A 12726-nucleotide genomic window follows, 5' to 3' on the forward strand; every position below is an offset into this window, starting at 1 on the left:
ATTCCAGACGAGGCGCGGTGCCGGTGCACCAGCGCTAGAATCCGGAGTGATGCAGGCCACGGGCGGCCACTTCCGGCTGGCCCTGAGAATACCAAGACAAGCCATGACGTACTGTGTAGCCATGCGGCTGGATACCGGCCTGGTACTCCTGTCCGATTCCCGCACCAATGCCGGGGTGGACGCCATCTCCACGTCGCGCAAGATGACGGTGTTCGAAGAGCCCGGCGACCGCGTGATGGTGCTGATGACCGCCGGCAACCTGGCGATCAGCCAGTCGGTGCGCCAGATCCTGGCCGAAAGCCATGACGAAAAGCGCTCGCTGTGGACCGCGCGCGACATGTTCGAGGCCGCCTCCATCGTCGGCGAAGCGGTGCGCCAGGTGCACAAGCGCGACGCGCACGCGCTGCGCGATGCCGGCATCGAATTCAATGTCAGCCTGATCTTCGGCGGCCAGGTGCGCGGCGAACGCGTGCGGCTGTTCAATATCTACGCGGCCGGCAATTTCGTCGAGGCCACGCCCGAGAACTGCTACTTCCAGATCGGCGAGGCCAAGTACGGCAAGCCCATCATCGACCGCGTGGTGCACCCGTCGCTGCCGCTGGACGAGGGCGCCAAGTGCGCGCTGATTTCGATGGACTCGACGCTCAAGTCCAATATTTCAGTGGGGTTGCCGCTGGACCTGCTGGTCTATGAGGCCGATTCGCTATGCGTGTCGCGCTTCGTCAATATCGACGAGCGCAACGCCTATTTCCGCATGATCCGCGACACCTGGGGTCAGCGCCTGCGGCAGGTGTTCGGCGAAATCCACAATCCGGACTGGGCGGCCGGCGCGACGGCGGAATTTCCGCTGACGCGTACCGGCGAAACCGACTGCTGGGGCCAGCCGGTGCGCGCCCGGCGCAACCCTCCGCGCACGCAGGAGTGAGAGCGGCAATGCGCGAGATCATCCATTTTTCCCATGCCAACGGCTTTCCGGTCACGACCTACCGCAAGCTGTTTGGCGAACTGGACGGCGACTTCGAATTCCGCGCCGTCGACCGCTACGGGCACAAGCCCGAATTCCCGGTGACGCGCGGCTGGCCGCACCTGGTGGAGGAACTGCTGGGCGAGATCGACCGCCAGTACCGCGAGCCGGTGTGGCTGGTGGGCCATTCGCTGGGCGGCTTCCTGTCGCTGATGGCAGCGCTGCGCCGCCCGGAGCGGGTGCGCGGCGTGGTCATGCTGGATTCGCCGATCATCGCCGGCTGGCGCGCGTCGCTGCTGAAGACCGCCCAGATGCTGGGCATGGATGAAAAGCCGGGCCCGGCGGCGGTGACCAAAAACCGGCGCACCCACTGGCCGGATGCCGAGGCGGTGTGGGAACACTTCCGCTCCAAGCCCAACTTTGCCGTGTGGGACCAGGAGGTGTTGCGCGACTACGCCATCCACGGCACCGAGCCGACCGGCAAGGACGACGAGCGCCGGCTGCGCTTTGACCGCGAGGTCGAATACTGGATCTACCGCACGCTGCCGACCAGCCTCGGGCGCAAGGTGGCCGGCGGCGCCCCGGTGCCGGTCGGCTTTGTCGCCGGCACGCGCTCGCGCGAGGTGCGGCAGTGCGGCCTGGGAGCGACCCGCAAGCTGGTGGGGCCGAACTTGCGCTTTATCGAAGGCGGCCATCTGTACCCCATGGAACGGCCGCAGGAGACGGCGCAACTGGTGCGCGACCTGATCGGCGCGATGCGCCGCGAGGGGTGCTGAGGCTGGCGTGCGGCGCATGCGCCGCAACGCACCGGGAAAGCCTGTTGCAGCCCCGCCGAGGAGGGGTGCTGTCACAATTTCCGGGTCGGCGGGAAACGGGCTCTCATGTATAATCCCGATTTCCCCGGCAAGCTCGGTTTATGACCAAATTCGTCTTCGTCACCGGTGGCGTCGTCTCTTCTCTCGGCAAGGGCATCGCTGCTGCCTCGCTCGCGGCCATTCTTGAGTCGCGCGGCCTCAAAGTCACCCTCCTCAAGCTCGATCCCTACATCAATGTCGATCCCGGCACGATGAGCCCTTTCCAGCATGGCGAGGTGTTTGTCACGGAAGACGGTGCGGAAACCGACCTGGATCTCGGCCACTACGAGCGTTTCGTCTCGGCCAAGATGCGCAAGTCGAACAACTTCACCACCGGCCAGATCTACGAATCGGTGATCCGCAAGGAGCGCCGCGGCGAATACCTGGGCAAGACCGTGCAGGTGATCCCGCATATCACCAACGAGATCCAGGCGTTTGTCGAAAAGGGCGCCGCCGCTTCGCACGACGGCAAGGCCGACGTGGCGCTGGTGGAAATCGGCGGCACCGTCGGTGACATCGAATCGCTGCCGTTCCTGGAAGCCGCGCGCCAGATGAGCCTGCGCATGGGCCGCAACCACTGCGCCTTCGTGCACCTGACCCTGGTGCCGTTCATTGCCAGCGCCGGCGAGCTCAAGACCAAGCCGACCCAGCACTCGGTGCAGAAGCTGCGTGAAATCGGCATTTCCCCGACAGCGCTGCTGTGCCGCGCCGACCGCCCGATCCCGGACGACGAGCGCGCCAAGATTTCGCTGTTCGCCAATATCCCGCAGGACGCCGTGATTTCGGTGTGGGATGCTGACAGCATCTACAAGATCCCGCAGATGCTCAACGAGCAGGGCCTGGACCGCCTGATCTGCGAAGAGCTGCGCCTGGATCCCAGGCCGGCGGACCTGTCGATGTGGCAGAAGCTGGTCAACGCCCAGGAAAACCCCGAGCATGAGATCACCATCGGCATGGTCGGCAAGTATGTCGACCTGACCGAGTCGTACAAGTCGCTGATCGAGGCGCTGCGCCACGCCGGCATGCACACCGCCACGCGCGTCAACATCGAGTACATCGATTCCGAGGAGCTGGAATCGGGCCACCTCGAGGTGCTGGCCCCGCTGGACGCCATCCTGGTGCCGGGCGGCTTCGGCAAGCGCGGCACGGAAGGCAAGATCCGCGCGATCCAGTACGCCCGCGAGAACAAGATCCCCTACCTGGGCATCTGCCTGGGCATGCAGCTGGCCGTGATCGAGTTTGCCCGCCACCTGGCCGGCATGACCGATGCCAACTCGACCGAATTCAACCTGGAAACCGAACACCCGGTGGTCGCGCTGATCACCGAGTGGATGGACCGCGAAGGCAAGGTCGAGCAGCGCTCGGCCGATTCCGACCTGGGCGGCACCATGCGCCTGGGCGCCCAGCGCGTGCCGGTCAGGGAAGGCACCAAGGCCGCTGCGATCTACGGCGCTGAGGTCAACGAACGCCACCGTCACCGCTACGAGGTCAACAACCACTACGTGCCGACCCTGGAAAAGGCCGGCATGGTGATCTCGGCGCGCACCCCGACGGAAAACCTGCCGGAAATGATGGAACTGCCGGAGTCGATGCACCCCTGGTTCGTCGGCGTGCAGTTCCACCCGGAATTCACCTCGACGCCGCGCGACGGCCATCCGCTGTTCAAGGCCTACGTCGAAGCCGCGCTGGCCAGCCAGCAGCGCAAGGGCGCCTGACCCCCGGGCGGCACGAGAGGAGATTGTCATGAAACTCTGCGGATTCGAGGCCGGCCTCGACAAGCCGTTTTTCCTGATCGCGGGTCCGTGCGTGATCGAGTCCGAGCAGATGGCGCTGGATACCGCCGGCGAGCTCAAGGCGATCACCACGGCGCTGGGCATCCCGTTCATCTACAAGTCGTCGTTCGACAAGGCCAACCGTTCTTCGGGCAAGTCGTTCCGCGGGCTGGGGATGGAAAAGGGCCTGGAAATCCTGGCGACGGTCAAGCGCGAGATCGGCGTGCCGGTGCTGACCGACATTCACGAGATCGACGAGATCAAGCCCGTCGCCGCCGTGGTCGACGTGCTGCAGACGCCGGCCTTCCTGTGCCGCCAGACGGATTTCATCCGTGCCTGCGCCCAGAGCGGCAAGCCGGTGAACATCAAGAAGGGCCAGTTCCTGGCGCCGCACGACATGAAGAACGTGATCGACAAGGCGCGCGATGCCGCGCGCGAAGCCGGTCTGCCCGACGATGTCTTCATGGCCTGCGAGCGCGGTGTCTCGTTCGGCTACAACAACCTGGTGTCCGACATGCGCTCGCTGGCGATCATGCGCGAGACCGGTGCCCCGGTGGTGTTCGACGCCACCCACTCGGTGCAGCTGCCGGGCGGCCAGGGCACCAGCTCGGGCGGCCAGCGCGAATTCGTGCCGGTGCTGTCGCGCGCCGCCGTCGCCACCGGCGTGGCGGGCCTGTTCATGGAAACGCACCCGGACCCGAGCAAGGCCCTGTCCGATGGCCCCAACGCGGTGCCGCTGTCGCGCATGAAGGAACTGCTGGCCGTGCTCAAGGACCTGGACACGCTGGTCAAGCGCGCCGGGTTCCTGGAAGACAACTTCGGCTGGCCGGCCTGCGCCTGAGCGGGCCGGGTTTGCCGCCGCCGCGCCGTTCCCTGGCGCCGGCGGTGACAAACCATATCGAAAGACCATACAAAAAATCGGGAGATACTCCATGGCCGCGGGCTTTATCATCGCCTACGTCGACGTGACCGACCCCCAGCAGTACGAGGAATACAAGGTGCTTTCGAGCAAGGCCATGCAGATCCATGGCGCCGAAGTGCTGGTGCGTGGCGGCAAGACCGAGCCGCTCGAAGGGGAGTGGGCGCCGACGCGCGTCGTGGTGCTGAAATTCCCCAGCTATGAAGCCGCCAAGGCCTTCCACGACGGCGAGGCCTACCGCGCCGCGCGCAAGGCGCGCGAGCATGCGGCGAAGATGAACATGATCGTGGTCGAGGGCGCCGCCTGACCGGCTGGTGCCTGGCGGCAGCCATGCGCGCACGGGATGCGCGCATGACATGCGCCTGACACGCGCACAGGTTGAAGTAATCAGCAGCAGCAAGAATCAACAGTCAGAGAGGAATTCATGAGTGCAATCGTAGATATCATCGGTCGCGAGGTTCTCGACTCGCGCGGCAATCCCACCGTCGAATGCGACGTGCTGCTGGAATCCGGCGTGATGGGCCGTGCGGCCGTGCCGTCGGGCGCCTCCACCGGTTCGCGCGAAGCCATCGAACTACGTGACGGCGACAAGAGCCGCTACCTGGGCAAGGGCGTGCTGAAGGCCGTCGAGCACATCAACACCGAAATCTCCGAAGCCATCATGGGCCTGGACGCCTCCGAGCAGGCCTTCCTGGACCGCACCCTGATCGACCTCGACGGCACCGAGAACAAGGGCCGCCTGGGCGCCAACGCCATGCTGGCGGTGTCGATGGCTGTCGCCAAGGCCGCCGCTGAAGAAGCCGGCCTGCCGCTGTACCGCTACTTCGGCGGTTCGGGCGCGATGCAACTGCCGGTGCCGATGATGAACATCGTCAACGGCGGCGCGCACGCCAACAACAGCCTGGACATCCAGGAATTCATGATCATGCCGGTGTCGCAGACCAGCTTCCGCGAAGCCCTGCGCTGCGGCGCCGAGATCTTCCACGCGCTGAAGAAGATCCTGGCCGACAAGGGCATGTCCACCGCGGTGGGCGACGAAGGCGGCTTCGCCCCGAACTTCTCGTCCAACGAGGAATGCCTGAACACCGTGGTGCAGGCCATCGAGAAGGCCGGCTACCGCGCCGGTGAAGACGTGCTGCTGGCGCTGGACTGCGCCGCCAGCGAGTTCTACCACGAGGGTGAAGGCGTGTACCAGCTGGAAGGCGAAGGCCTGAAGCTGACCTCGACGCAGTTCGCCGACTACCTGGCCAACCTGTGCGACAAGTTCCCGATCGTGTCGATCGAGGACGGCATGGCCGAAGGCGACTGGGACGGCTGGAAGACGCTGACCGAGAAGCTGGGCAGCCGCGTGCAGCTGGTGGGCGACGACCTGTTCGTCACCAACACCAAGATCCTGAAGGAAGGCATCGAGAAGGGCATCGGCAACTCGATCCTGATCAAGATCAACCAGATCGGCACCCTGACCGAAACGTTTGCCGCCATCGAAATGGCCAAGCGCGCCGGCTACACCGCCGTGATCTCGCACCGCTCGGGCGAAACCGAAGACAGCACCATCGCCGACATCGCGGTGGGCACCAACGCCGGCCAGATCAAGACCGGCTCGCTGTCGCGCTCGGACCGCATGGCCAAGTACAACCAGCTGCTGCGCATCGAGGAAGACCTGGGCGATATCGCCAGCTACCCGGGCAAGGGCGCGTTCTACAACCTGCGCTGACACCTTGCCCGGCTGTTCCCGCTGGCGCGGGAATAGCGGCAAGCGGATGGAATGGCGGCGGCCGGCATTGCCCGGCCGCCGCCGTTTTTGTATCGAAATCTGCCTGGCAATTGCCTTCCAGGCCAAGTTCGCAGATCATTGTGCGGAAATTCCTGTCCGCAACTTTTTCATGCGCCTGATCTCGCTGCTGTTGTTCGTGCTGCTGCTTGCCATCCAGTATCCGCTCTGGCTGGGCAAGGGCGGGTGGCTGCGCGTGTGGGACCTGAACCGGCAACTGACCGAGCAGGGCACCCGCACCCAGACGCTCAAGCTGCGCAACGCCAAGCTGGAAGGGGAAGTCGCCGACCTGCAGGACGGCACCGGCGCAATCGAGGAACGTGCCCGCTATGAGCTGGGCATGGTGCGGGAAGGCGAGGTTTTCGTGCAGTTTGTCGCGCCGGCGCCCAAGGTCAGCGCCACGCCGCCGTTGCCGCCGCCGCCGAATTCGGTGGCCGGCAGAGGCGGCCACTAAGAGGCGTCTTGTCTCTCACTGTCGGTGGGCTTGGATCCAGCCCCCCGGCTGCCCGTCACCACCAGCCGTACGGATAGCCGCCCCAGCCCCAGCCGGGCATGCCGACGCCGACGCCGTCACCCCAGTGGCCGCCACCCCATCCTCCGTAATACAGGTTCCAGCTGGTATTCGGATAGCCATAGGCCGCGCGTGCGGCTGCCGCCTGCTGGTCGAACGCGATGGCGGCCGCCTGGTCGCGCAGGACTTGCTGGTTCAGCGCGCTCAGCTTCTGCTTGTCCTCCGCCGTCAGCGGTGCCGGCGGGATGGCGTTGGGCGCCAGCCGGGCGGTGGGCGGCCAGCCGTTGGCGTCGCGCGGGATTTCCGCGCAGCCGGCGGCCAGCAGCAGCGCGCCGAGCGCAGCGCCGGCAGCAGCGCTGCGCAGCACGCGCGGTGTCATGGCAGGGGATTCAGGCAGGGGAGAGGTAGCTCGGGCGGACATGGTTGTTCTCAGGCTCGCTGGTCGGCAACTGGATGCTGCCATCGTACAGCCGTTGGACCGGACGGCAAGGCGGATGTTTCCGCCGTGCCGCCCCGAGCCTGCCCGGGCCGTGCCGCCGCGGCGGCTCAGTGGTGCTGCTGCGCGCCGGCACCGGCGCCGGTGGCGATATGGGTCGCGGAGAACAGCTGGGCGCAGTCGACCGGGTCGAACTCATAGCGCTGGCCGCAGAAGTCGCAGTGGATCTCGACATGGCCGCGCTCGGCGATGATGCCTTCGATCTCATCCTGGCCCAGCGACTGCAGCATGCCCGCCACCTTGGGGCGCGAGCACGAGCAGTGGAAATGCGGTGTCAGCGGCTCAAACACGCGCAGGCCGGCGTCCTGCAGGTCTTCCCAGAACAGGCGGCGCAGCAGGGTGTCGGGCGTTTCGGCCAGCAGTTCGTCGGCCTTGAGCGTGGTGCCCAGCTGCACGGCGCGGTCCCAGGTGTCCAGGTCCTGCGCCTTGGCATGGCTGGCCAGCGGCGCGCCGGTCTCGCCGACTTCCGCGGTGCCGCCGTAGGCCGGCAGCTTCTGCAGCAGCATGCCGGCGGCGACGTGGTCGTCCGCGGCCAGCCACAGGCGCGTGTCGAGCTGCTCGGACGCCTGCATGTAGTGCTCCAGCACGGCGCTGATCGAGGCCAGCGGGCCGTGCGCATCGGACAGCGGCACGATGCCCTGGTATGGCTGCTGGCCCGGCAGCTTGTCCTTGGGATCCAGCGTGATCGCAAAGCGGCCATGGCCGTGGGCGTTGACCATCTGCGCCAGCGTGGCGTCGTCGGCGATCTGCGCGCCCTCGGCCAGCTTGGCGGTGGCGCGCATCGACAGGTCGGACAGGCATTCCACCACCAGCATGCGCACCGGGCCGTCGCCGTGCAGCTGCATCACCAGCGCCCCGTTGAACTTCAGGTTGGCCGACAGCAGCGCCGCGGCGGCCATCATCTCGCCCAGCAGCCGGCGCACCGGTGCGGGGTAGCTGTGGCGGCCCAGCACTTCTTGCCAGGTGGCTTCCATGCGCACCAGCTCGCCGCGCACGGGGGCCGCGTCGAACAGGAATTTCTGCAGGGTGTCGGGGGTGGTGGTATCGGTCACAATAATCTGTCGATGATTCGGTAAGTTGCCGCGGCGGTCGTCAGCCGATCCGCTTGAGCTGTTGTTTGTACAGGGCCTGGCGCGTGGCGTAGGTCTCGGCGTTGCGGTACAGGTTGGCGACGTCGGCATCGGTGAGCTCGCGCACCACCTTGGCCGGCGCGCCCAGGATCAGCGAGCGGTCCGGGAAGACCTTGCCCTCGGTCACCACGGCACCGGCGCCGACCAGGCATTCCTTGCCGATCACGGCGCGGTTCAGCACCACGGCCTGGATGCCGATCAGCGTGCCTTCGCCCACGGTGCAGCCATGCAGCATGGCCTGGTGGCCGATCGAGACCTTGTCGCCCAGGGTCAGCGGGCAGCCCGGGTCGGTATGCAGCACCGAGCCCTCCTGGATATTGGTGTCCTCGCCCACCACGATCGGCTCGTTGTCGCCCCGGATCACGACACCGGGCCAGGCGCTGGCGCGGGACTTGAGGGTCACGTTGCCGATGATGGTGGCTTCGGGGGCCACGTAGGCATCGCTGTCGATATTGGGCTTGACGTCGCCGAGCTGGTAAAGCGCCATGAGGTCTCCTGCACGAAAGTCTTTTGTTGAAGTGGGGGTTGCCGCCGGACTTTAAAGGGCCGGGGTGGAGCGTGGGCGCATGGCGCCCCGGGGACTGCGCGGCAGTCGGGTACCGGCCAGACCCTACAATGGCGGCAGTCCCGAATTTTACGCCCATGCCAGAAAAAACACCCGCCGCCGCTTCGCCTGATCCGTCACTTTCGCCGCGCCATCATGCGCTGGCGGTGCTGTGCATGACGGATCCGCGGCAGAAGTCCGTGGCGGCGCGGGCACTTTACCGCCATGCGATGACGTTGCCGGACGAAGCGCTCGCCGCCGGCGAGGTGATCCAGGCCGATGCCGTCCTTGCCATCCCGGGACGCCCCGAGCGGCCGCCGCTGGTAGCGCCGCAGGGCGTCGAGCGGCGCCGCTCGCTGCATACCCCGGCCGGGCGCGCGGCGATGATCCATGCGCTGTGCCATATCGAGTTCAACGCCATCAACCTCGCGCTGGACGCGGCCTGGCGCTTCCCCGGCATGCCGCCCGGCTACTACCGCGACTGGCTGCGCGTGGCCGATGAAGAGGCCTGCCACTTCACGCTGCTGGCCGACCACCTCGGCACGCTCGGTGCGGCTTATGGCGACTTCCCTGCGCACAACAGCCTGTGGGAGATGACCGACAAGACCGCCGGCGACGTGCTGGCGCGCATGGCGCTGGTGCCGCGCACGCTGGAGGCACGCGGGCTCGACGCCTCGCCGCCGGTGCGCGCCAGGCTGGCCGGCGCCGGCGACCATGCCGCCGCGGCCATCATCGACATCATCCTGCGCGACGAGGTCGGCCACGTCGCCATCGGCAACCACTGGTACCGCTGGCTGTGCGCCCAGCGCGGCCTCGATCCCGTTGCCACCTATGCGCAGCTGGCTGAACAATACCGCGCGCCAAAGCTGCGCGGGCCGTTCAACCTGGATGCGCGGCGCGCCGCCGGCTTCGACGAGGATGAGCTGGCATGGCTGGAGGCATCGGCGGGTTAGGCCGACTGGCGGCCTTCCCTTGCGCGTTCCTCCTCGAGCAGCCGCAACACCCGCCGCTGGATCTTGCCGGTCGTCGTCATCGGCAACTGGTCGATAAACTCGATCGCCTTCGGGTACTCGTACGGCGCCAGCTGCCCACGCACATGGGCCTGCAATTCCGCGACCAGTGCCGCGTCGCCGTCGAACGAGCGCGCCACCGACGGCGTCAGCACCACGAAGGCCTTGACCACGGCACCGCGCTCGGGATCGGGCGAGGGCACCACGGCGCAGTTTGACACCGCCGGATGCTTGAGCAGGCAGTTCTCGATCTCGCTGGGCCCGATGCGGTAGCCCGAGGACTTGAAGACGTCGTCGGCACGTCCCTGGTACCACAGGTAGCCGTCGGCATCGACACGCGCCAGGTCGCCGGTGCGGCACCAGCGCAGGCCGTCGCGTTCGACATACTTGCCCGCGGTGGCGGCCTCGTTCTTCCAGTAGCCGAGGAAGAACACCGGGTCCGGATGACCGGCGCTGTCGGTCGCGCACACCGCGACCTCGCCGTCCTCGCCGGGCGGGCATGGGCGGCCTTCATCGTCGATCACCTGCACGCGGTGGCCGGGGTAGGGGCGTCCCATCGAACCCGGCCGCGCCGGCCAGCCCAGGCGCTCGCCGTCGTTCTGCGCGGTGCAGTTGCCGACGATGTAGTTGATCTCGGTCTGGCCGAACATCTCGTTGACGATCAGACCCAGCGCATCGCGGCACCAGCCGAACACGGTCTCGCCCACGGCCTCGCCGGCGCTCATCAGCGCACGCAGCCTGATGTCGTAGCGCTGCCGCGGCTCCGGGCAGGCCTTCATCATCTGCTTGAGCGCGGTCGGGAACAGGAAGGTGTTGGTGACGGCGTAGCGCTCCAGCAACTCGAAGGCGCGCTCGGCGGAGAAGCGTCCCTGGTAGCCGACGATGGGCTTGCCGAAATACAGTGCCGGCATCAGCGCGTCCCACAGGCCGCCGGTCCAGGCCCAGTCGGCCGGGCTCCAGAACACGTCGTCGTCCTGCGGGTACCAGTTCTGCGAGCAGACAAAGCCGGTCAGGTTGCCGATCAGCGCGCGGTGCGGGATCAGCGCGCCCTTGGGCGGGCCGGTGGTGCCGCTGGTGTAGATCAGCACCGCGGCCTCGTCGGCCTTGGTCTGCTCGGCGACAAAGCCCGGCAGCTGCGCCGCCAGCAGCACGTCCCAGTCGTGGTCGCCGCGGCCGTGCGCGCGGCTATTCGCGTCTCCGGCGGCGATTACCGTCGCCAGCGCCGGGCATTCCGGGCGCGCGGCCAGCACGTTGTCGATCGAGGTCTCGTCGGCGATCGCCACGCTGGCCTCGCTGTGCGCGATGCGGTAGGCCAGCGCCTCGGGGCCGAACAGCATCGACAGCGGCATGGCGATGGCGCCGAGCTGGTAGATCGCCATATGCGCGATCACGGTCTCGATCCGCTGCGGCATCACGATCGCCACGCGGTCGCCGCGCGCCACGCCCAGCGCGCGCAGCGCCGCCGACAGGCGGTTGGCCTCGGCCTGGATATGGGCAAAGGTATGCGCGTTGCGGCGGCCGTCCTCGTGCTCGGTATAGACCGCGATGCGGTCCATCGCGGCCGGGTCGCGGGCCCAGCGGCCGCAGCAGGCTTCGGCGATATTGAAATGCGGCGGGATTTCCCAGCGGAAAGATTCGTACAGGGCGCGGTAGTCGTCGCGCCGGCTTGCCGGCAAGGCAGCTGCGGCCATCCAGGGTCTCCTGAAGGTCCGCCTGGCACGGCACGCTGCAAGCGGCGCTGGCCGCTATAATGCCCGCAAGCGAACGATCGTTCTATTTTGTTGTGGCTTCCCGCGCCAGCCCCCGCGGCGGGAAGACCGCGACGCAAGGGTGGAGACAATGACAATCAAGGAAACCTCGCGGTCCGAATTTATCACGTTGCGCGGGCTGCGCTACCACGTGCGCCACTGGGGCACGCCCGGCGCGCGCAAGCTGTTCATGCTGCACGGCTGGATGGACGTGGCCGCGTCGTTCCAGTTCCTGGTCGACCACCTGCGCGGCGACTGGCACGTGATCGCGCCCGACTGGCGCGGCTTTGGCGAGACCGACTGGCCCACGCGCTACCCCGGCACGCAGTCGTACTGGTTCGCCGACTACATTGCCGACCTGGAGGCCTTGCTCGACCACTACGCGCCGGACGGCCAGGCCGACCTGGTCGGCCACAGCATGGGCGCCAACGTGATCTGCCTGTATGCCGGCCTGCGCCCGCAGCGCGTGCGCCGCGTGGTCGATCTGGAGGGCTTTGGCATGACGGCGGCGCGGCCGGAGCATGCGCCAAAGCGCTATGCGCGCTGGCTCGACGAACTGCGTGCCGGCTCGGAACTGAAGACCTATGACAGCGTGGACGGCGTCGCCGCCCGGCTGCAGAAGACCAACCCGCGCCTGCCTGACGACCGTGCCGCCTTCCTGGCCGCGCACTGGTCGCGCCGCAACGCGGACGGCCGCTGGGAGATCCTGGGCGACCCCGCGCACAAGCTGGTCAACCCGATGCTGTACCGGGTCGATGAAGTGATGGCGATCTGGGAGCAGGTCAGCGCGCCGGTGCTGCACGTGGAAGCGCGCGATTCGGACACGCTGCGCCATATCGCCCACAGGCAGACCATCGACGAATTCAAGGAGCGCTTCCGCGCCTTCCGTGACTTCCGCGAGGCGGTGGTGGAAGATGCCGGCCACATGCTGCATCACGACCAGCCCGCCGTGGTGGCGGCGCTGGTTGAGTCGTTCTGCGGCCCGGTGTGAGCGTGGCGCGCCGCCG

General features: G+C 67.3%; 13 protein-coding genes. 9 read left to right on the forward strand and 4 right to left on the reverse strand.

What is annotated here, in order from left to right; genetic code table 11:
- Positions 1–103 precede the first annotated feature (103 nt).
- The 7 genes from ACREYQ_RS05450 to ftsB all read left to right on the forward strand — a co-directional run bounded on the left by ACREYQ_RS05450 (position 104) and on the right by ftsB (position 6734).
- Positions 104–925: a peptidase gene (locus ACREYQ_RS05450; RefSeq protein ID WP_432259746.1), complete on the forward strand. Its 822-nt coding sequence runs from the start codon at positions 104–106 to the stop codon at positions 923–925.
- Between the two features lie 8 nt (positions 926–933).
- The gene (locus ACREYQ_RS05455; RefSeq protein ID WP_432259747.1) at positions 934–1740 is read left to right on the forward strand and encodes an alpha/beta fold hydrolase; all 807 of its coding nucleotides are present in this window, start codon (positions 934–936) and stop codon (positions 1738–1740) included.
- Positions 1741–1880: 140 nt separating this feature from the next.
- Entirely contained in the window at positions 1881–3533 is a 1653-nt protein-coding gene (locus ACREYQ_RS05460) for a CTP synthase (RefSeq protein ID WP_432259748.1), read from the forward strand.
- Positions 3534–3561: 28 nt separating this feature from the next.
- The gene (gene kdsA, locus ACREYQ_RS05465; protein ID WP_432259749.1) at positions 3562–4431 is read left to right on the forward strand and encodes a 3-deoxy-8-phosphooctulonate synthase; all 870 of its coding nucleotides are present in this window, start codon (positions 3562–3564) and stop codon (positions 4429–4431) included.
- 91 nt (positions 4432–4522) lie between these two features.
- Complete coding sequence (locus ACREYQ_RS05470; RefSeq protein ID WP_432259750.1) at positions 4523–4816, forward strand: DUF1330 domain-containing protein; 294 nt, start codon at positions 4523–4525, stop codon at positions 4814–4816.
- Between the two features lie 117 nt (positions 4817–4933).
- Positions 4934–6223: a phosphopyruvate hydratase gene (gene eno / locus ACREYQ_RS05475; protein ID WP_432259751.1), complete on the forward strand. Its 1290-nt coding sequence runs from the start codon at positions 4934–4936 to the stop codon at positions 6221–6223.
- Positions 6224–6392: 169 nt separating this feature from the next.
- Positions 6393–6734 (forward strand): cell division protein FtsB, encoded by a 342-nt coding sequence (gene ftsB / locus ACREYQ_RS05480; protein WP_432259752.1) that lies wholly within the window; start codon positions 6393–6395, stop codon positions 6732–6734.
- Positions 6735–6789: 55 nt separating this feature from the next.
- Here ftsB and ACREYQ_RS05485 read toward each other — a convergent pair whose 3' ends face one another.
- The 3 genes from ACREYQ_RS05485 to ACREYQ_RS05495 form a co-directional block, all read right to left on the reverse strand.
- Entirely contained in the window at positions 6790–7212 is a 423-nt protein-coding gene (locus ACREYQ_RS05485; protein ID WP_432259753.1) for a hypothetical protein, read from the reverse strand.
- Positions 7213–7337: 125 nt separating this feature from the next.
- Positions 7338–8339, reverse strand: a complete 1002-nt coding sequence (locus ACREYQ_RS05490; protein WP_432259754.1) for an Hsp33 family molecular chaperone HslO — start codon at positions 8337–8339, stop codon at positions 7338–7340.
- A gap of 40 nt (positions 8340–8379) precedes the next feature.
- Positions 8380–8904 carry a gamma carbonic anhydrase family protein gene (locus ACREYQ_RS05495; protein ID WP_432259755.1) on the reverse strand — a complete coding sequence of 175 codons (525 nt, stop codon included), beginning with the start codon at positions 8902–8904 and terminating at the stop codon, positions 8380–8382.
- A gap of 128 nt (positions 8905–9032) precedes the next feature.
- Here ACREYQ_RS05495 and ACREYQ_RS05500 point away from each other — a divergent pair, with 128 nt between their 5' ends.
- The gene (locus ACREYQ_RS05500) at positions 9033–9914 is read left to right on the forward strand and encodes a ferritin-like domain-containing protein (protein WP_432259756.1); all 882 of its coding nucleotides are present in this window, start codon (positions 9033–9035) and stop codon (positions 9912–9914) included.
- Here ACREYQ_RS05500 and ACREYQ_RS05505 read toward each other — a convergent pair.
- On the reverse strand, positions 9911–11662 hold the full coding sequence (locus ACREYQ_RS05505) for an acyl-CoA synthetase (protein ID WP_432259757.1): 1752 nt from the start codon (positions 11660–11662) through the stop codon (positions 9911–9913). The genes ACREYQ_RS05500 and ACREYQ_RS05505 overlap by 4 nt on opposite strands.
- 148 nt (positions 11663–11810) lie before the next feature.
- Between ACREYQ_RS05505 and ACREYQ_RS05510 the strand changes: the two genes are divergently transcribed.
- Positions 11811–12710 carry an alpha/beta fold hydrolase gene (locus ACREYQ_RS05510; RefSeq protein WP_432259758.1) on the forward strand — a complete coding sequence of 300 codons (900 nt, stop codon included), beginning with the start codon at positions 11811–11813 and terminating at the stop codon, positions 12708–12710.
- Positions 12711–12726: the final 16 nt, after the last annotated feature.

Source organism: Cupriavidus sp. TMH.W2 (assembly GCF_050847365.1).
Classification (GTDB): Bacteria; Pseudomonadota; Gammaproteobacteria; order Burkholderiales; family Burkholderiaceae; genus Cupriavidus.